The 19,035-nt window shown below is 39.7% G+C and carries 26 protein-coding genes and 1 tRNA gene; 23 read left to right on the forward strand and 4 right to left on the reverse strand.

Going from position 1 to position 19,035, the window contains the following annotated elements; all coding sequences use genetic code 11:
* The first annotated feature begins 39 nt into the window (after window positions 1-39).
* From ACQYAC_RS04770 to ACQYAC_RS04810, 9 genes are all read left to right on the forward strand, one after another.
* On the forward strand, window positions 40-504 hold the full coding sequence (locus ACQYAC_RS04770) for a hypothetical protein (RefSeq protein WP_429942834.1): 465 nt from the start codon (window positions 40-42) through the stop codon (window positions 502-504).
* An 89-nt stretch (window positions 505-593) separates the two neighbouring features.
* Window positions 594-767, forward strand: coding sequence for a hypothetical protein (locus ACQYAC_RS04775; protein WP_017367602.1), 174 nt, complete (start codon window positions 594-596; stop codon window positions 765-767).
* Window positions 768-853: 86 nt separating this feature from the next.
* On the forward strand, window positions 854-2,392 hold the full coding sequence (locus ACQYAC_RS04780; RefSeq protein WP_429942835.1) for a rhomboid family intramembrane serine protease: 1,539 nt from the start codon (window positions 854-856) through the stop codon (window positions 2,390-2,392).
* Between the two features lie 70 nt (window positions 2,393-2,462).
* The gene (locus ACQYAC_RS04785) at window positions 2,463-2,666 is read left to right on the forward strand and encodes a YqgQ family protein (RefSeq protein ID WP_008342322.1); all 204 of its coding nucleotides are present in this window, start codon (window positions 2,463-2,465) and stop codon (window positions 2,664-2,666) included.
* Window positions 2,667-2,679: 13 nt separating this feature from the next.
* On the forward strand, window positions 2,680-3,633 hold the full coding sequence (locus ACQYAC_RS04790; RefSeq protein WP_429942836.1) for an ROK family glucokinase: 954 nt from the start codon (window positions 2,680-2,682) through the stop codon (window positions 3,631-3,633).
* A 213-nt stretch (window positions 3,634-3,846) separates the two neighbouring features.
* Window positions 3,847-5,766, forward strand: coding sequence for an LTA synthase family protein (locus tag ACQYAC_RS04795; RefSeq protein WP_429942837.1), 1,920 nt, complete (start codon window positions 3,847-3,849; stop codon window positions 5,764-5,766).
* An 86-nt stretch (window positions 5,767-5,852) separates the two neighbouring features.
* Entirely contained in the window at window positions 5,853-6,977 is a 1,125-nt protein-coding gene (locus ACQYAC_RS04800) for a M14 family metallopeptidase (protein ID WP_429942838.1), read from the forward strand.
* Window positions 6,978-7,132: 155 nt separating this feature from the next.
* Window positions 7,133-8,386 (forward strand): MFS transporter, encoded by a 1,254-nt coding sequence (locus tag ACQYAC_RS04805; RefSeq protein WP_429942839.1) that lies wholly within the window; start codon window positions 7,133-7,135, stop codon window positions 8,384-8,386.
* Window positions 8,387-8,463: 77 nt separating this feature from the next.
* On the forward strand, window positions 8,464-8,778 hold the full coding sequence (locus ACQYAC_RS04810; RefSeq protein ID WP_034662003.1) for an MTH1187 family thiamine-binding protein: 315 nt from the start codon (window positions 8,464-8,466) through the stop codon (window positions 8,776-8,778).
* Window positions 8,779-8,802: 24 nt separating this feature from the next.
* On the opposite strand, the gene ACQYAC_RS04815 is transcribed toward ACQYAC_RS04810, so the two are convergent.
* The gene (locus tag ACQYAC_RS04815; RefSeq protein WP_003217333.1) at window positions 8,803-8,976 is read right to left on the reverse strand and encodes a DUF2759 domain-containing protein; all 174 of its coding nucleotides are present in this window, start codon (window positions 8,974-8,976) and stop codon (window positions 8,803-8,805) included.
* A 157-nt stretch (window positions 8,977-9,133) separates the two neighbouring features.
* On the opposite strand from ACQYAC_RS04815, the gene ACQYAC_RS04820 reads away from it, so the two are divergent.
* A complete protein-coding gene (locus ACQYAC_RS04820) occupies window positions 9,134-9,772 on the forward strand; it encodes an MBL fold metallo-hydrolase (RefSeq protein WP_003217463.1) in 639 nt (212 codons plus the stop codon).
* 46 nt (window positions 9,773-9,818) lie between these two features.
* On the opposite strand, the gene ACQYAC_RS04825 is transcribed toward ACQYAC_RS04820, so the two are convergent.
* Window positions 9,819-10,061, reverse strand: coding sequence for a DUF2626 domain-containing protein (locus ACQYAC_RS04825; RefSeq protein WP_003217440.1), 243 nt, complete (start codon window positions 10,059-10,061; stop codon window positions 9,819-9,821).
* A gap of 213 nt (window positions 10,062-10,274) precedes the next feature.
* On the opposite strand from ACQYAC_RS04825, the gene ACQYAC_RS04830 reads away from it, so the two are divergent.
* On the forward strand, window positions 10,275-10,655 hold the full coding sequence (locus ACQYAC_RS04830; RefSeq protein ID WP_003217382.1) for a Spx/MgsR family RNA polymerase-binding regulatory protein: 381 nt from the start codon (window positions 10,275-10,277) through the stop codon (window positions 10,653-10,655).
* A gap of 54 nt (window positions 10,656-10,709) precedes the next feature.
* Here ACQYAC_RS04830 and ACQYAC_RS04835 read toward each other — a convergent pair.
* Window positions 10,710-10,780: transfer RNA gene (locus ACQYAC_RS04835), tRNA-Gln, on the reverse strand.
* A 98-nt stretch (window positions 10,781-10,878) separates the two neighbouring features.
* Between ACQYAC_RS04835 and ACQYAC_RS04840 the strand changes: the two genes are divergently transcribed.
* From ACQYAC_RS04840 to ACQYAC_RS04885, 10 genes are all read left to right on the forward strand, one after another.
* Window positions 10,879-11,751 (forward strand): STAS domain-containing protein, encoded by an 873-nt coding sequence (locus ACQYAC_RS04840; RefSeq protein WP_058014678.1) that lies wholly within the window; start codon window positions 10,879-10,881, stop codon window positions 11,749-11,751.
* A gap of 398 nt (window positions 11,752-12,149) precedes the next feature.
* Complete coding sequence (locus tag ACQYAC_RS04845; protein WP_429942840.1) at window positions 12,150-12,740, forward strand: hypothetical protein; 591 nt, start codon at window positions 12,150-12,152, stop codon at window positions 12,738-12,740.
* A 259-nt stretch (window positions 12,741-12,999) separates the two neighbouring features.
* On the forward strand, window positions 13,000-14,070 hold the full coding sequence (gene comGA / locus ACQYAC_RS04850) for a competence type IV pilus ATPase ComGA (RefSeq protein ID WP_081106456.1): 1,071 nt from the start codon (window positions 13,000-13,002) through the stop codon (window positions 14,068-14,070).
* Window positions 14,051-15,091 carry a competence type IV pilus assembly protein ComGB gene (gene comGB / locus ACQYAC_RS04855; RefSeq protein ID WP_429942841.1) on the forward strand — a complete coding sequence of 347 codons (1,041 nt, stop codon included), beginning with the start codon at window positions 14,051-14,053 and terminating at the stop codon, window positions 15,089-15,091. The genes comGA and comGB overlap by 20 nt, the downstream gene beginning before the upstream one ends.
* Before the next feature lie 16 nt (window positions 15,092-15,107).
* Complete coding sequence (gene comGC, locus ACQYAC_RS04860; RefSeq protein ID WP_003217322.1) at window positions 15,108-15,401, forward strand: competence type IV pilus major pilin ComGC; 294 nt, start codon at window positions 15,108-15,110, stop codon at window positions 15,399-15,401.
* Entirely contained in the window at window positions 15,394-15,840 is a 447-nt protein-coding gene (gene comGD, locus ACQYAC_RS04865; RefSeq protein WP_429942842.1) for a competence type IV pilus minor pilin ComGD, read from the forward strand. The genes comGC and comGD overlap by 8 nt, the downstream gene beginning before the upstream one ends.
* A complete protein-coding gene (comGE, locus tag ACQYAC_RS04870) occupies window positions 15,824-16,141 on the forward strand; it encodes a competence type IV pilus minor pilin ComGE (RefSeq protein ID WP_058014682.1) in 318 nt (105 codons plus the stop codon). Before comGD ends, comGE begins: the two co-directional genes overlap by 17 nt.
* Complete coding sequence (gene comGF / locus ACQYAC_RS04875) at window positions 16,080-16,580, forward strand: competence type IV pilus minor pilin ComGF (RefSeq protein ID WP_429942843.1); 501 nt, start codon at window positions 16,080-16,082, stop codon at window positions 16,578-16,580. Before comGE ends, comGF begins: the two co-directional genes overlap by 62 nt.
* Entirely contained in the window at window positions 16,577-16,960 is a 384-nt protein-coding gene (locus tag ACQYAC_RS04880) for a competence type IV pilus minor pilin ComGG (RefSeq protein WP_058014684.1), read from the forward strand. The genes comGF and ACQYAC_RS04880 overlap by 4 nt, the downstream gene beginning before the upstream one ends.
* A gap of 59 nt (window positions 16,961-17,019) precedes the next feature.
* Window positions 17,020-17,214 carry a YqzE family protein gene (locus tag ACQYAC_RS04885; RefSeq protein ID WP_429942844.1) on the forward strand — a complete coding sequence of 65 codons (195 nt, stop codon included), beginning with the start codon at window positions 17,020-17,022 and terminating at the stop codon, window positions 17,212-17,214.
* Between the two features lie 33 nt (window positions 17,215-17,247).
* Here the strand turns inward: ACQYAC_RS04885 and ACQYAC_RS04890 are convergent, their stop codons facing one another.
* A complete protein-coding gene (locus ACQYAC_RS04890; protein ID WP_234034921.1) occupies window positions 17,248-17,526 on the reverse strand; it encodes a DUF3889 domain-containing protein in 279 nt (92 codons plus the stop codon).
* Between the two features lie 299 nt (window positions 17,527-17,825).
* Here ACQYAC_RS04890 and tapA point away from each other — a divergent pair, with 299 nt between their 5' ends.
* Window positions 17,826-18,353, forward strand: coding sequence for an amyloid fiber anchoring/assembly protein TapA (gene tapA / locus ACQYAC_RS04895; RefSeq protein WP_429942845.1), 528 nt, complete (start codon window positions 17,826-17,828; stop codon window positions 18,351-18,353).
* A gap of 52 nt (window positions 18,354-18,405) precedes the next feature.
* On the forward strand, window positions 18,406-18,978 hold the full coding sequence (sipW, locus tag ACQYAC_RS04900) for a signal peptidase I SipW (RefSeq protein WP_429942846.1): 573 nt from the start codon (window positions 18,406-18,408) through the stop codon (window positions 18,976-18,978).
* The last annotated feature ends 57 nt before the right edge of the window (window positions 18,979-19,035 follow it).

Genomic DNA, 19,035 nt, shown 5'->3' on the forward strand with positions numbered 1-19,035 from the left:
TCATAAAGTCATTTCATTTTAGCTGATAGGAGGTCCGTTTTGAAAAAATTTCGTGGAAAGAAAAGATACTTCCGCAATATGCGGGAGGAAGTCAATACTTGTGATCTAAAACTCGATCAGGATTCATGGTTTTATTTTTGGCATACGCACCTTGATTTTTTTGGAGTCGGGGAAAATAGCTTAAAAATAAGAAGAGAGCATATCAAAGCCCATATCGCCTTATATCATAGGCTGTTAAAACAGCTTGAAGGCTTTGAAAAGCCATACCAAACATGGATTTGTATTCACGAACATGACCCTGGTTTGGACGCTGTATATGTACATACACCAAATCCATACGACAGTTATTTCCCGCATAAGATCGAAGAGGTAGAGCGGAATTGTAAGCTGCCTCATACGTTCAAGGATTTAATCGACCTTCATCGATTTGACGTTTCTTTTGATCAATCAGAGTGTGAAGAGGTCTATTATATTCAATCAAAAGAACAAGGGATTAGAGTGTGAAAGCAGATCGCATGGTAAGCGATAAAAATGATGGTTCATGCATAAACACACCCTATTTAAGCCACGATACGAACATAGGAGGGAATATGATGAATAAAATGATTTGGAGCATTGTGTTCACATTGTTTGCATTTGTTCTCGTGCAAAATCGTTATCGACTGATGAATTTGATCTTAGGTCAAAATCAAGTGCGTCACTTTTTTATTAAGTGGCTGATGAAAATCCCATATTTTCGGACGAAATTTATTCGCCAAGCATTCTAATCCCGCAGACGCCGGGATTTTTTTGTTCAGAAATGCGGATCAGAACGATTCTTGTTATAATAATGTAAAAAATGGAGCGCGAATGAATGAATGTCATAGATAGTTTATTTTGGCGAGTTGTTGATGAATTAAGACAAAAAGGGTACGAGATGATTCAAAGTCCGTATCCAGAAGATGAAATATTTTTCGAAGCACCACGAAACTCAGGGTATGATCTTATCCGTCTATATAGAAAAGATGTGAATTTTAAACAGGAGGTCGTTCGAGATATCGAAGAGCAGACGTATCGGATGAATCAGCTGAGAGAGGCCATGCGTAAACGGTCTCTTCATCTCTTGCAGCTCCAATTTACAGCTGACCACCCTGTAGATGATTGGGAGGACCTAAACGGTCAGCCGCAAAAAAAGCAAAAGGTGACGGTTACACCTGTATTACTGAATGCAGACACTCTTCAACACGACGTTAACGAGCTGCAAAAATGGCTCAATACATCGTTGACAGTGGATGTAGAAGAGGCAAAAAGAGACACAGCTGAAGATGTCATAAAGCTTAAAGTGAACGCACTTCAAGCATTCGATGATCAGGAAAAGCAGCGTGAACGAGAACGGGCCGTTTTTCAAAATGGCAGGCCGATTTTCACCTACCTGCTCATCGCTGTTCAAGTGGTGATGTTTCTTTTACTTGAACTATTTGGCGGAAGTACCAATACGGCAACTTTGACAGCGTTTGGTGCTAAAAATAATGGGCTGATCTTAGAGGGAGAATGGTGGCGCCTGATTACACCAATGTTTTTGCACATTGGCTTGACGCACTTACTCTTTAATACATTTGCTCTTTGGTCTGTCGGAGCGGCTGTTGAGAGAATTTATGGTTCATGGAGATTTGTGCTCATCTATTTCATTTCCGGCATTTTTGGTTCCATAGCGAGCTTTGTCTTTAATACCGCCATCGCAGCCGGTGCATCAGGTGCAATCTTTGGATGCTTAGGTGCACTATTATATTTGGCAATCTCTAACCGTAAGCTCTTCTTTCGGACGATGGGGACAAATATTATTGTGATCATCCTCATCAATTTAGGGATCGGCTTCACCGTATCAGGTATTGATAACGCAGGGCACCTTGGCGGTCTAGTTGGCGGTTTTTTAGCTGCTTTAGCTGTCCGTCTCCCTAAACAGGTGCAGCCTGTCAAAATGTTTCTTGCTAGTATTGTTCTACTGTTGATTGGTGGTTTTGGATTGTATACAGGGTTTCATTCCGATGATCAAAAGGAAGCGGCGGCAGTAAGTGAGACAGCAAGTCTATTTGATGACAAGAACTATAACGAAGCAAGTAAACGTTTAGAGGAATATGTACATCAAAAGGACGCATCAGCTGAGGCTCTCCATATATATGCACTATCGGAAGCCCAGCTCGGCCACCTTGACAAAGCGATTGGATTTTTACAAAAGTCGCTTAAAAAAGATCCAGATGATCCAAATAAACTGTATCATTTATCGTTGTTGTACGTAGAAAAAGGAGAGACAGCGAAAGCAGAGGATCTAATAGAAAAAGGATTAGACCAAGATCCAAAAAATGATCAATTTTTAAAGCTGAAACAATATATTGAAAACACGCAAACACATTGAATGACTTGACTGAAAGCGCATTTATGAATACGCTTATCCTATCTGTTGATGAGAAGAAATGGTGGAAACAATGAAAACGTTATATGATGTACAGCAGCTGCTCATGAGATTTGGAAATTATGTGTATTTCGGAGATCGTGAAGTGGAATTAGAATTTATGGCAGATGAACTGAAGGAAATGTATACATCGGGCATTATTGACCGGACCGAATGGTCAAACGCAATGACGATTCTTCAAATGGAACTAGCCAAATTAAATCGAAAAACAATGTGAAGGTGGAGGGCATATGATAGGGGATTGGTTTGTAGGAGTTGATCTTGGCGGTACGACAATTAAGCTTGCGTTCATTAATCTATATGGTGAAATTCAGCATAAGTGGGAAATTCCTACGGATAAATCAGGGCAGACGATCACAGTCGATATTGCCAAATCAATTGACCACAAATTGGTCGAAATCAGTATGCCCAAATCAGCGCTGATTGGGATTGGAATGGGTGCACCTGGGCCTGTAGATAAAGTATCTGGGATTGTCTATAAAACAACGAATCTCGGCTGGACAAACTATCCACTCAAAGATCACCTAGAGGCAGAGACAGGACTTCCATCTGTCATCGAAAATGATGCGAATATTGCTGCACTCGGTGAAATGTGGAAGGGTGCAGGCGATGGCGCAAAAAATATCCTGATGGTCACACTTGGTACAGGTGTTGGCGGCGGTATTATTGTAAATGGTGAAGTTGTTCAAGGGGAGACAGGGGCTGGCGGAGAAATTGGCCATATTTGTGCTGTTCCATTCCAAGGAGCACCGTGTAACTGCGGAAGAACGGGCTGTATTGAAACCATTGCATCTGCGACTGGCATCGTCCGGCTAGCAAAGGATAAATTAGAAACAGAGCAGCATACATCTTCACTGGGCACACTCACCTCGCTGACTGCAAAGGATGTGTTTAAGGCCGCTGAAAGTGGAGATGACCTTGCCATGCGTGTCGTAGAAGAAGTGACGACTCATCTTGGACTTGTCCTAGCGAATCTTGCCAGTGCGTTAAACCCAACAAAAATTGTCATTGGCGGCGGTGTTTCAAAAGCAGGTGAGCTCCTTCGCAGTAAAGTAGAGCGCGTTGTTAAGCATCATGCATTTCCGCCTTGCGCTGATGATGTCGAAGTCGTGATTGCCTCTCTCGGAAACGATGCAGGAGTCATCGGCGGTGCATGGATGGCAAAAAACAAATGGTTGTCTTAAACAAAAAAGTCATCATGATGTCATTTTTATTAAAAAAAGCGATAGATGGGCATGAAATGAAATGTTTAGCATATTTATAAGTTTGTCATGAGGAAAAAGACATTGATTTTCCAGCACATACAGGATAAGATATAGTTTAGTTATTTTTGAAGAAGCACCAATAATTAGGGTGTATCCCTAGCTTGAGTGCTCGCTTAGCATAAGGAGGTTACAATGCGAAAGAAAAGATTAAAGGCGATGTCATTTTTACTGATTGCGACTTTGCTCATGTGGGTCAAAACCTATGTTATCTATAAATCTAGCTTCAATATTAAAATAGAAAATTTCATGCAGGAGTTTATCCTGTTTATTAATCCGCTTAGCTTTATCTTGTTTATCTTCGGTATAGGTCTATTTATGAAAGAAAAAAATCGCAATCGATATATCATCGTGACGAGCTTTATTTTGACATTCATTTTGTTAGCTAACATTGTGTTTTATCGATTCTATAGTGATTTTCTAACCATCCCCGTCCTATTTCAAACAAACAATATGGGGGACCTCGGGTCAAGTATTACCTCTTTAATTGAACCAGTCGATTTATTGATGTTCGTTGATATCATCATTTTAATGTGGCTCTATAAAAAGCAGCCTTCCTTTAGAACGGATGTCACCATTTCACGAAAAGAACGAGCAGCGTATTATTTATTTGTGGCAGCGACTTTCTTCTTTAACCTAGGTTTGGCTGAAACAGAAAGACCAGAACTGCTCACTCGCTCATTTGACCGTGAGATGCTGGTGAAAAATATTAGCTTATATAATTTCCATATTTATGATGGAGTGCTGCAATCGAAGCAGTCTGCTCAACGAGCCCTTGCTGACAGCAATAGCTTAACGGAAATTGAAAACTATGTAAGCGCAAATCAAACCGACCGTAATGAAAAGACGTTTGGTCAAGCTAAAGGACGAAATGTCATCCTTGTCTCACTTGAGTCTACTCAGAGCTTTGTGGTCAATGAAAAATTAAATGGGAAAGAAATCACCCCATTTCTCAACAAACTAATCAAGAAAAGCTACAACTTTACTAATTTCTATCATCAAACAGGCCAAGGAAAAACATCGGACTCGGAGTTTATTGTTGATAACTCTCTCTATCCACTTGGAAGAGGGGCTGTGTTCTTCACAAATCCAAGCAATGAGTATACAGCCACACCTGAGCTGTTAAAGGATGAGGGGTACCATTCTTCTGTCATTCATGCGAATAACAAAAGTTTCTGGAACCGTGACCTGATCTACGATAGCTTAGGCTACGACAAGTTTTTTGATATTAAATCATTTGATGTAAATGAAGAAAATTCAGTTGGCTGGGGGCTGAAAGATGGTCCATTCTTCGAACAGTCAGCGGAATTGATGAAATCGATCCCGCAGCCTTTCTATACGAGATTGATTACATTAACGAATCACTTTCCGTTTGATCTAGACGAAGAAGATAAGCTGATTGATGAATATGATTCTAAGAGCAAAACGTTAAACAAGTTCTTTCCGACAGTGCGATATCAAGATGAGGCGCTGAAGATTTTCTTTGAAAAGATGAAGGAAACAGGTTTGTACGAAAATTCGATCTTTGTTTTATATGGGGATCACTATGGAATTTCAGAAAACCATAACGAAGCAATGGGACAATTTTTAAATAAAGAGATTACGCCATTTGAAGAAGTGCAGCTTCAAAAAGTGCCGTTTGTTGTACACATTCCAGGGATCACAGATCAACAGCCAAAAGAAATTGATACAGTAGGCGGACAAATCGATATCCGTCCAACTATACTCAATCTTTTAGGAGTCGATACAAGTAAACAAATCCAATTTGGTCATGATCTTTTATCAAAAGATAAGAATGACTTTACCGTGCTTCGTGATGGCAGCTTTATTACGAAGGACAGTGTTTTCACAGATGGTGTTTGCTACAATAAAAAAACGGGTGAGCCGAGAGATGATGAGACTGTTTGTCAGTCTTATGAAGAAAAGGCAAAGCAAGAGCTCCAATTCTCTGATCAGATCATCTATGGGGATCTCCTTAGATTTTATGACCGGAACAGCCCGGACCATTCTCCATCCAAAAAAGAAGATGAAACGAAGCTGAAAAAGGCGTCCTAACATATGAGAAAACCTCTGTTATTTTTACATGCAGAGGTTTTCTTTTTTTGTATGCCAGCTCATATAGTATGAGAGGAGGGATGTAAATGAAGACAACGTCGTTTGGGAAAATTGAATGGCAGCTTGATGAAGAGGAAAAGGATAATGTGGCAAAGCAGCTAGGGATAGGGAATGCGGCTTTCCATTTATCCAATCATATCAGCACTGAGTATCTCCTTTTACCGGGATATCGACTTCCGGAAGGCATCCATTCATTTTCTTCCATAGGTGAGCTGCAGAAATTTATTGCGCCATACAGGCTGCAGCAATCCGATGATTGGATCAATGGAACCTTTGAATATGATAGTGTTCAATTAGAAGAAGAGCTGGGCCGATTAAAAGCCGCATTTCCTTTTCTTCAAATCAGTGTCATAGGTCATTCAGTGCTTGATACACCTATTTATGAAATCCGAACAGAGCCTGTTCAGCATTTGCATTCTATTCATTTGAATGCCTCTTTTCATGCAAATGAGTGGATCACGACGTCTGTTTTAATAAAATGGCTGAAATCGCTGTGTTTGGCTGCATCTGACCCGGTGCAAGCAAGACATCATGAAGCCGTTCATATTCTGCGAACTACAGCTCTCTCCATCGTACCAATGGTGAATCCAGATGGCGTGGATCTCGTACGAAATGGACCAGAGTCACTAGGGCTCAGCAGTGAAGAATTCACAGCGCTACATGGAGGATATGCTGATTATCAAGAATGGAAAGCAAATATAAGAGGGGTGGATTTGAACAATCAATTTCCTGCTTATTGGGAGATCGAATACTACCGTTATGAGCCTAAGGAACCGTCCAATCGCGGTTTTCCTGGATATCAGCCGCTAACAGAGCCAGAAGCGAAAGCGATGGCAAATCTAGCGTTACGAAAACGCTTTGACAGGCTTGTTGCTCTTCATACACAAGGAGAAGAGATATACTGGGGTTTTCTTGGTCATGAACCAGCCATCTCAAAAGAAACGGTCAAACGATTTGAGCAAGTAAGCGGCTATCAGCCAGTTCAATATCTTGACAGCTATGCAGGCTATCGTGATTGGTTTATTTATCAATGTCACAATGAGGGCTATACAGTCGAGCTTGGTCTAGGAAAAAATCCTCTTTCCATGAATCAATTTGACACCATCTATGAGAAAACAAAGCGGTTGTTATGGGAAGCATGTAAGTGTTAAAAAGCACCTGTCAGGTGCTTTTTACATTTGACATGAAGCAATTTCTTATTGTCAATAAAAATAATAGTAGGGTCATTGACGAAGGCCTCCCTTGTGAGCTATTGTGAAAGATATGGATGTAAAAAAAAGGATATGTTTTAGGGAGATGTCGATTATTGAGTGCTCAAAGCCTGTGGAAAAGGAATTTCACTTACTTATTTATTTCTAAAATGTGCAAAATAACAGCTGATAGTCTTTCTTTCAACACCATCTTGTGGCTTTTAGTACTAGGCGGAAAAGGGGCAATTGGAACAGCCTTTTTTATTGCGGTCAGCTTTGTTCCGCAAGCCATTGTTGGCCCGCTCATTACCCCAATGATGAAGCCGCATCAACTGAAATTTTGGATGTGTTTTGCTGATTTAACTAGAGGAGCGATAATCCTTGTGATTGTGGTCAGTTACTTTTATGGTTTCACGCCATTAGCACTAGTTATTGGCTGTATGCTGCTTCATTCAGCAACTGGTGGCTCCTACGAACCGGCGTCTGTATCAATTATTCCAAAGCTTGTCCATGAGGACCTCATACAAAAAGCGAATGCAACTATTCAATCAGCAAGTCATGTAGTCAGGCTTGTGACGGTCACGGTTTGTGGTGTCATGATTGCATTTGTGGGGGTAGGATATACAATGCTTGTGATTATTCCTCTTTATCTCTTGTCCGCTTTACTCGTATTCATCATTACATATGAAACAGAAATCATCATCGATAAAGCCAAAAAAGGGTTATCATACGGCAAAAGATTGATTCGGGGATTTTCACTTGTGAGAAGGCATCATATTTTGTTCCCATTGGCGATTTTTTGTGTCTGCTCGAACTTTGCTGCCGCACCATGGGAAGCATTGTCGGTTATTTATTTAACAGAGGATTTACATAGTGGACCAGTGATCTATTCATTTATTAAAGTCACAACGGCACTAGGTGCATTCTTGATGGGATTTGTTTTGACAAAGGTAAAAGTGAACCGGTATGGGCTGCTGTTTATAGGTGCCGGGATCGTTGACGGAATCTCGTTTTTCATCACAGGTATGAACGCATTTTTACCACTTGTATTTATATCAGCTTTTGCTTTAGGTGCCGCCATCAGTGCAGTCAACGTGCCTGAACATACAATGATTCAATTGTCAGTAAAAGCAGAGGATCAGCCGCAAGTGTATGCAATTATCAATATGATTTCCTTCTTCATGATTCCGTTAGGCGCACTCATTGGTGGCTATATGGCAACACAATTTGGGTCTGGATATGTCATTGCGGCTGGCGGCATCATTGAAGCTGTGTCTGGGATATGCCTGCTGCTATTCACAAAGATTGGGAAGGTAAAGAGGACGGATTTGACGATAGAAAGAGACAAACCTTCTTTAAATGCAACGTGAGCATGGCATGATGGAATGCGAATAGGTTACAATGAGGACGAGAAAACATGAGGATTCAATGGAAAGGGGCACTAAACATGGCCATAGCAGATGTCACGATCATTCCAATAGGCACCGAAACACCAAGTGTCAGTGCTTATGTAGCAGATGTACAAAGAATTTTAGAAGGCTTTCAAAAAGAAGGGAAAATTAATTATCAATTAACACCAATGAATACGTTAATTGAAGGTGAATTATCCGTTTTATTTGAAGTCATTCAGCGCATTCATGAAGCACCTTTTGAAAAGGGACTGCACCGCGTAGCGACCAATATCCGCATTGATGACAGGCGGGATCAAACCACAACGCTTACAAGTAAAATAGAAAGCGTGAATAAGCACTTGAATCAATGAAAAAAGCCTGCTAAATGCAGGCTTTTAATGTGCAGTTGGATAACCGCTATAGATGATGGTCATGACAGTAAACCAGCCAAAAACCAAAAAGGTTGCGCCAGCAAAAGCGATGGCAAGTACGTTCACTTTTTTAAGTGAGCGATAGATCCCGAGTGCAGCTAAAATCGTGACTAGACCAAAAATAATGACGAGCATCATGTGAAAGTCCCCCTTTGTCATCAATCCCCTTGATTTCCTTTCTTTTCATTTTAACCGTTTTCATAAAGCTTGTCGAGTAGATTCCAGTTGACGATTGTTTGAATTTTTATTGTGTAGCCTTCATAATAAAAAAGAATGAATAAAGTAGGTGATGAAAATGAATTGGAGAAGAATGCCACTAGGCTATGTACAAGCGAATGCGTATATTTGGAAAAATGAGCACGGAGAATGTTTAATCTTTGATCCAGGCGGTGAAGCACAAAAGCTGATTTCCTATGTAAAAGAAAAACAGCTCACACCGCTTGCTGTCTTACTGACACATGCTCATTTTGATCATATCGGTGCCGCAGATGAGGTGCGGGCAGAGTGGGGAGTGCCACTCTATGTACATGAGAATGAAAAAGAATGGCTCACGAATGCTGAATTAAACGGTTCAGCTCGATTGATTGGGAATGGAATTACGGTCAAAGAAGCTGAAAAATTAATCACGTCAGAAGGAACTCTTCAAATTGGATCGTTTACATTAGAGATGTTCCACACTCCTGGGCATTCTCCAGGCAGTGTATCTTACTATTCGGCGGAAGAAGGATTTGTGATTTCTGGTGACACGCTATTTGAAGGCGGCATCGGGAGAACAGATTTAGTAGGGGGCAGTCAAGAAGTGCTGCTTCAATCAATTCATAACAAATTGTTGTCATTACCAGAATCAACTCTTGTTTTAAGTGGACATGGCGGAGAAACGACTGTACTCACGGAGCAAGAACAAAATCCATTTATCAATGGTTTTTCTCTTTAAACGTATGAAAAAAAGCATCTCTTTTGATAGAGATGCTTTTTTTCAATTAATGTCCGGTACCGGGAACCATGATGAAAATCGAATAATATGTAAATCCGGCAAAGAAAATCGTCAAGTACGCTCCGAAAATGTAAATATACATTCTTTCGGATAGATTCAAGTAGGATAAAAATACAAAAAGAACGGTTTGACCGAAGAACAGCAACGATGCATCTTTCATATGCCCTAAATAGAACATGACAGCAAAAATACCCGTCCAAAAGCCAAGCACGCGGAACATGCGATTCATTTCTTTCCCTCCCCTTAAAAAAACCCCTTTGATTCATATTATAGCTGATCATCACTTGTTATGTAAACATTTACATTTTTGACAACGTGTGAACATTTATTTTGCAGGTAGAAAAAATTTTTTTGAAAAAGTGATCAAAATGTGTTTATGCCGAAATACATGAGGGTACTTACTCCATAAGAGAAAAGGTTAACGACCTAAGGAGGAAGACTAATGAGTGACATTACTTTTTATTCATACCCGAGCTGCACGTCTTGCCGCAAAACAAAACATTGGCTAAAGGCGAATCAAATTGATTTTAAAGAGCGTCACCTTTTCAGAGAAACGCCAACCCTAGAAGAATTAAAAAAGATCCTTTCCTTAACAACAGAAGGAATGGATGAAATTTTAGCCACACGAAGCCAAGCTTTTAAAAGCTTAAATTTAAATATTAATGATTTAAAAGTAAACGAGGTTCTTCAACTTCTCATTGAAAAACCAAAACTGCTCCGAAGACCAATTATCATTGATGGAAATAAGTTAGTAGTAGGCTATAATCCCGGAGAACTCATGAAATTATCAAAAAAGAAAGCGATTCATCAATCAGTTTCCTAATAAAAACGAAGATCAGCTGAAACATGCTTCAGCCGTCTTCGTTTTTGTGCTGAACTGGGCTAGCTGGGTTCGAACCAACGATCACGGAGTCAAAGTCCATTGCCTTACCACTTGGCTATAGCCCAATATCAAACGTGTAATGATATTGTTCACCATCTACGGTCATTTATACATAGAAGTTGTATGTCGCGAGTTTTAAGTGAAAAAGGAGCGGAAGAAGTAAATGAAGAATGAAAAATCTAAGCAATTATATGAATTTATCCTAAAAGAAGCCCCTGTCATGACCGAAGAATGGCTAAAGACAAGAACAGAAGAAGGCTCATTATATTCTAAACATGCTTCAGAGGAAACGGAAAAGAAGCTGAAGGAACAGAATACAGCGTTTATTCAAACTATTGCAGCAACACTTGTGACACTGTCAGACAAAGCAGAAAACCATTTGAAAAAATGGTCTGTTGATATTGCTCGTGATCGAGCAGTGCACGAGGTGCCGTTATATGAAATCATTGGACAATTTAAGATCTTCCGCTACATTTTCTGTTCGAGAATTGAGACATTCACCCAAGAAACAGAGCTTGAAGTGACCCTGCAAGATGTGTGTCAGTGGAATCAGCACTTTCACGCCACATTTGATGATATGATTGAGCGTTTATCAGAAGAATATGACCGCGTGACACTCAGTCAGCTGAATGCACAGAGAGAGATGATTCAAGAACTGAGTGCCCCTGTTATTCCGGTATCAAAGGAAATCGGGATTTTGCCGCTGATCGGAGAAATCGATACGTACCGGGCCAAAATCATTCTGGAATCCGTACTAGAACAGGCTTCAAGACTTCGTTTAACGCATTTATTCATTGATATATCGGGCGTACCGATCGTTGATACGATGGTTGCTTATCAGCTGTTTAAAGTGGTCGATAGTTCGAAGCTACTAGGAATTGAGACGATTATATCAGGCATTCGCCCAGAGATCGCTCAAACTGTAGTGAAACTCGGCATTGATTTCTCAAAAGTAAATACAGAACACAGCCTTGCAAAAGCGTTAGAAAAAAGAGGATTTCGTATCTTTGAAGAGCAGCAGCAAGAAGCAACATGAACAAAACCTTTACTTGTAAAAGTACCGGGTCCGTTGACAAGGAGAAACAATATAATTAGCATATTCATTAGATGGCCAATTCGCATACAGGTTTGGTCTCTTTTTTTACCCATAAATGCTGATTTAATAGGATTTGTCTTTAACAGTTCGTTTAACATACCTATTTTATGATGCATAATCATGATGAGTCAATGTCCAATCTGTATGCTAAAATAACTGCTGGAATTTTTGTTAATTCATCAACCAAAATAAGGAGTCTTTATTTAAGATGATGAATTGGAGCTAAATAAAGCCGGAAAATCAAAGCTCAGATAATGTGAATTGGGTCATTTCCGAACAGACATGAAAGGATATTCTTTATCTTCCGTAATAAGTAACCTGTTGAGGAGGACATACATTTGGAAACACCGAAATTGTTTGCAACAATTTTGAGCAAACCAGAAATAGTTAATTATCTTATTGAATACTATGACTTTGAATTGATTGAGCCTAATTCAGATACAGAAAAATTTCATTTTAAGGTGGATGAACAAGTTGCGATTATTGCTCAAGACGTGTCGGGTGGAATTTTTTCATTAATTGGTTCTGGTGAAGTTGAAAAGCGCCCAGTTCTCTATATTGATTCAGAAGGAAAGGCTGGAAAGGTTGGAAAAAGTTTTAATGGTTTTATTTCACTCATGTTGGCTTGTCCGTACTGGCGTGATTTATTAAAGTTCTCTGGAAATGGACAAATGACAGAAATGATGAAAACACAGCCATTTTTAGAATCGGAAATAGTTGAGGATTACCTTGGGCTAGTGGATATTAAAGATAAAGTTATGACCGAACTTTTAATTGAAGAATTGTCCCATCCGGTAGACACATTATATGAGTCAATGATTTCTCAACCTCAAATTTCTGTTTTCTCACTCGAAGGGGATAAGTATGATTCACTATTTAACTCATTCGTTGTAACGAATCATCCACAATGGAAGAACAAAATAAAATAGTGATGATCCTATGTAAATTAGTATAAAAAAGAGGTGCCAATAGCATCTCTTTTTTTAATGTTATTTAGTTATTTTCCCCTCTGAACGGAACCCGTTGTTGTAAAAATCAATTTTTTTATATGCGCTTCTGTTATTTATAGATGGAATACATCTCATATTGAACATGTTCACACCTTTTCAGTCATGAAAATGAAGAAATACGCTTTTGTCAGGAATGTTCTACCACCTTACAATAGGGTCACTGAAAGGAGTGAACCACTTGTATGGGATTGAATATTTGGGGCAAGAGCTGCTAGAAGAAGCATGCCGTATGAGGGCTTCTGATGTGCATATTGTCCCAAAAGAAAAGGAAGCGTCTGTATCTTTCCGAGTAGACTCAGATTTAATTCAGCAGCGGACCATTGATAAAAAAAGCGGCGAGCGGCTCATTGCTCATTTTAAATTTTTATCATCCATGGATATCGGAGAAAAACGGAGACCGCAAAATGGGTCGCTAGCTGTGATGCTAAGAAGAGGCCAGGTGTTTATTCGAATGTCTACCTTACCAACTGTAAATGATGAGAGTTTAGTGATTAGAATATTGCCGCAGGATCATGTTCCGAAAATAAAACATCTATCACTATTTCCGAAAGCCTCTACTCGATTATTATCGTTTTTGAATCATTCGCATGGGCTCATTTTATTTACCGGTCCAACCAATTCAGGCAAAACAACGACCCTCTATTCATTGATCCAGTTTGCAAAAAAGAATTTCAACCGAAATATAATTACACTTGAAGATCCAGTGGAAACAAGAAATGAAGAAGTGTTACAGGTTCAAGTAAATGAAAAAGCCGGTATCACATATGCCGCAGGATTACGCGCTATTTTAAGACATGATCCAGATATGATTGTGCTAGGAGAAATAAGAGATGCTGAAACGGCCCGAACGGCAATTAGAGCAGCACTGACAGGCCATTTAGTGATGAGTACACTACATGCGAAAAATGCAAAAGGAGCCCTTTATCGTATGCTTGAATTTGGTGTCACGATGAATGAACTCGAACAAACGATGGTTGCGATTGCTGCGCAGCGATTAATCGAGCTCACCTGTCCTTTTTGCGGAGAAACATGCCAGCTTTACTGTAAATTAAATCGTCCGGTCAGACGAACAAATGTATTTGAACTGCTGTTCGGAAAGGAGCTCGGTGAGTGTATCAAGGAGGCTAAAGGAGAATATGCTCACTCGTCATATGAAACACTGCAAAGATTAATTCGTAAAGGAGTGGCACTAGGCTATTTATCGAAAAACACCTATCATCGCTGGGTTTATGAAGAAGCAAGCCTATAAAGCGTGGTCTAAAAAGGATCAAGCGGAATGTCTATCAAAACTTGCTCAATTGATTCAGGCTGGATATACACTGGTTGAGGCATTAACGATGGTGAATATTCAGTTGTCGAATAAACAGCAGCAACAATTAGCACCGGGCATTCAGTGGCTGCTTGAAGGGGAGCCTTTGTATGTGGTGCTAGAAAGACTTCATTTTCAGCGGGAAGTCATCGCCATTTTAAGTTTTTCCGAAAAGCATGGCAGTCTAGCAACAGCACTTGAACAAAGCGCACGGTTTTTAGAGAAAAAAATTAAACAGGTAGACACGTTTAAACGCATATTACGTTACCCAATTTTCCTCATCTTTACGGTTTTGATCGTGCTCATACTTGTTCAGCAAATGATCATTCCTCAATTTTCTCTCTTGTACTCCTCGATGGATACCCGAATGTCATGGCTGATTCAAGGTATGTTTGGAATCTTTCAATTGCTTCATGTATCTCTCCTCCTCATCGGCTGTGTGTGTATTTGTCTGACTGGATACTATGCCTTCTTTTTTAGGAAAAAATCTACCCTTGAGAAGCTGAGGGTCATAAGCAGGTTTCCTTTTTTATATAAAGGAATGCGGCTGATGCATACGTACCTTTTCTCTCTACAGTTAAGCGGACTGCTTCAGGCTGGGTTATCGATGTACGAGAGCTTGCTAGCTTTTAAGCAGCAAAGCTACTTACCCTTTCTTCAAGAAATATCAGAACAGATGATTGAAGAGCTAAGAAAAGGAGAGAGCATGGCATATCAAGTGAGCCTGTCGCCTTTTTTTGAAAAACATTTTGCCGCCGTCATCGAACATGGTGAAGCGAGCGGGATGCTTGCAAGAGAAATGTACACGTACAGCCAATTTCTATTAGAGAATGCAGAGCTGAAAATTGAAAAATGGATGTCGTGGCTGCAGCCGATTATCTATGGTCTGACGGCAATTCTAATACTCATTGTGTATTTATCTATTCTTTTACCAATGTATCAACTGATGGAGCAAGTGTAAGAAGGAGGACAAAAATATGAATGATAAAGGATTTACTCTGTTAGAAATGTTAATTGTCATGCTTGTGATTTCAATTCTTTTACTGATTACCATTCCGAATATCACTCGACACCACCAAACGATTCAAGCAAAGGGCTGTGAGGGGCTTAAATCAATGGTGAGCACACAGGTGATGGCATATGAATTAGAGCACGATGGCAAGACACCATCTTTAGCTGAATTAGAAAAAGAAGGTTATGTCAAAAAGGGATTAACGTGTCCTAATGGAAAAGCGATTGTCATTCAAAACGGCCATGTGAAGCATGAATAAATTAGTTTTTCATGAAAAGGGTTTTACCCTCATAGAACAGCTAATGATCTTACTGGTTCTATCGATACTATTGTCGATCATAGGAGTGAAAATCCCAAATGTAATAGAAGACGCTGAAGCCAAAAGACAAGTGAACATTATGAAACAAGATTTTCAATTGGCTGCTTATACTGCATTTGTCAAAAAAACACGTGTGTATGTTGAATTCCATCCACCACATGTATCGTATCAGGTAATCGATCAAAAGGATGGCGAAATCATTGCTTCTTTTCAGCAGCAAAAGGGAAGCATTAAGGCTTCTACATTTCCACAAGGTATCTATTTTAATGTAAACGGACATCCGAGCAGCGGCGGGTCTCTCATTATTCAATTTGGCAGTCAAACGTATAAGCTCACGATCTATTTAGGAAGCGGGCGAATCCATGTTCAAAAGCAATAGAGGGTTTAGTACGATTGAAACGCTGTTTGCTTGTCATATCTTCCTATTTGCAGCTCTTGTGCTCATGCCAGCTTATGAAAAAATCATGATAGGGAAAAATGAAATAAGAGCCAAACTTGAAGCTTACCAAATTTTGCATGAACAGATGAATGAATTGTTCATAGATGGTACAAAAACTTCTGTCAAAAAGAAGCGAGGCGACATCACATATGTATTCAATTGGAGTAAAGAGAAGGGATGTGTATCATACACGATACATAAAAAGCAGACCATATGCTTTCACCATGTTGCTGAACGGTGAACAAGGTTTTACCCTTGTCCAGGCTTTGTGGCAATTGCAGCTCTTTTTGTTCCTTTCAATTGGCTGTGTACTGATCTTTTCTACAGCTGAGAAAGCTCGTCCTTTTGAAGAGGTCAACCGATTTTCACAAATGGAGTGGAGACAGACCGTGCTGCAATTAGATGAGGAATTAAGCCGAGCAACGGCTATTCGATCGGCGCAAGGAGGTAAAGCGTTAGAGTATGTGTCTGATCAAGGGCGAGTCGTAACGATTGAGCCATATCAAGAGATGCTTCGAAAGAGAATGGATCAAGCAGGCCATCTCCCTTTATTGCAAAAGGTGAAAGAATTTCGCGTAAGAACAAATCAGCATAAAGCTATCCTTAAAGTCACAGATGAATCTGGTAAGGTGTATGAAGCCGTTTTTTTCATATATAAAGGGGTGGTACCTACATCGTGAAAAGGGAAGGAGGATTTATCTATCCGCAAGTACTGGCTGCGATTCTATTTTTTCTCTTGATTCTAGGGGCGATGACGATGGGGTTTCAAAGAGAGCTGAGAAGTGCAGAGCTGACGATTTCATTTTATAAAAAACAGCAGCTTTTCAGGGTGGGTGCGAATGAAGCTGCCAGTACATTACATCGGTTGTGTGAAAAGCAGCATACCCCTATTGACACTGAAGAAGGACGAGTGACATTAAAGCAGGTGACATGCGATCAAAAGAAAAAGCATATCCACATGTTAGTCAGTGTGAAAACAAAGGATGGTTTATCAGATGAGCGGGAACTCGTGCTAAATTGGAAGACCCGTGAAATCATGAAATGGGCAAACAGTGAATAGCCAGTGTATAAAATGATCCTCTTCCTGGTAACACTTGAAGAAAGAAGAGGTGAATGTGCTTGAAAACAAATGACTATGTAAAATATATGACACAGGAAATCATTAAATATATGAATACACCACGTGACGAACGGAAGGAACATAAACAAGAGAAAATGGAAATGAAACCGCCATTTTCACAGCGTTTATTTGGGGTTCTGCCGTTTGGGTTTTCAATGATGCTAAAAAAACGTAAGCGACATCGACAAAAGTAAAAAGCCGCCAGCAGGCGGTTTTTTTATGCCTATTTAGCTGTATTCTTCCACAACAATCACTTTATTGACCTTGTTTGAGTAGGGATTATAAGAAATAGTGACATATACCCCAAATTCTTTGGTGTGGTCTTTTAATGTAATATGATACTGTTTCACAGATTCCTTCTCGCGATGACGGTCCCATACTTTTTGTTTGAATAAGACTTGCGTTAGAGGATATCGCTTCTTTGCTTCTTTGACTGCCCGTGTTTCCCATTGATCTGCGGCGGCAGTGAAACCTCTCGCATCCGCAGGGTTGGTGTCTTGTATCATAGGAATCAACAGTAAACAGAGCATGATTATCATCTTTCCATATTTCACTTCACATCACCTCACCTGCTATTATTCTGACCAAATGCTGCACTTTTATGTAAATTTTTAAGAAGTACAAATGTCACACAAAAAAATATTGAATACGGCGAAAGAATGAGAAAATGGAAGAATTTTCTCGTAATCATTCTTGTTTAAGAACAAAATGGACTAATTTGACGTTTTGGGTTTTATAGGTATTTCCTTATACTGTATGTAATCGTTCTTATTAAAGAACAATCGTTCAAGGAGTTGGAGAATGAATGAAACAGTCGCTCTTTGTACTTTTTTGTGCCATTTGTTTGATTTTCACGTCTCTCTTGATCTCAACAACGAACGCTTCTTTTAACGATGTTGAGCACTCAAACTTTGTCATGAAAACATGCGAAAATTTTGAACAGACGGATCAGCATTGTCAGCCTGCCAAATGGGATAGAAGTCATTTGGAACTCATCGATCAAACAATGATCAAAGGAACAGTCTGTGCGCCTCAAAGCTTGAGCATGACATTAAAAAATAGTGGACAATCTATTGCACACTCTGAATGGAAATGGGAATTACATAAAGTGAAAAGTGAGCAGAAGCCGTTACAAGATGGTCATATTCTTGAAAAAGGTTCTATAAAATCCCTTCTTTCACAAGAAACAGTGACTGTCACGACAGATAAAGCAAAAACGAATGGAATTTATGCGTTTAAAATTTATTATCCTAAAGGTTTTGGTGGGTCTGAAAAAGCATTTATATGGTCTAAATATATGCAGCTCGTAAAGTGTCAAGAAAAGGTATCTTAAATAGAGCTGTCTTTTTTAATGAAACAATGATAGGCGAAGGGGAGAAGAGGTCATGAAAAAATGGATGAAGATGTCTGGAAGTATTCTTTATGTGGTGGTATTCACGGTGATGATTGCATGTATTATTGTCGTATTGTCATCAAGAACTACAGGAGGAGATCCTCAAATTTTCGGTTTTCAATTCAAGCAAGTATTATCTGGCTCAATGGAACCAGAATTTTCAACTGGCTCTCTCATTGCTGTAAAAGAAGTGACTTCACCTGAGTCGCTTAAAAAAGGAGATATTATCACGTTTCAAACAAAACAGGACCAGTCTTATGTGACCCACCGAATTGTTGGGGTGAAAGGAAAAGGAGCAAAAAAAGCCTTTGAGACGAAAGGTGACAACAATATGTATCGGGACGGCACGCTAGTAAAAGCGGATCAGGTAGCTGCGCAGTATACGGGTGTGAACATTCCTTATGCAGGAAAGCTTCTTTCGTATGCTGGGACTTCTGCTGGAACCGCGTTGCTGCTCATTATACCAGGTGTGATGCTGCTCGTTTATTCAACTCTTCATTTTGTGGGCGCTGCAAAACACCGAAGACGCACAGCTGATTTACATATGTCAGAGGAACAAGCTTAAATTTTCGTTTGTAACCTAATTAGGTTTCAATAAAACAATTTATTAGGGGGTTCATTC

The sequence above is a fragment of the Bacillus sp. MM09(2025) genome (genome assembly GCF_050496725.1).
Taxonomy (GTDB): domain Bacteria; phylum Bacillota; class Bacilli; order Bacillales; family Bacillaceae; genus Bacillus; species Bacillus pumilus.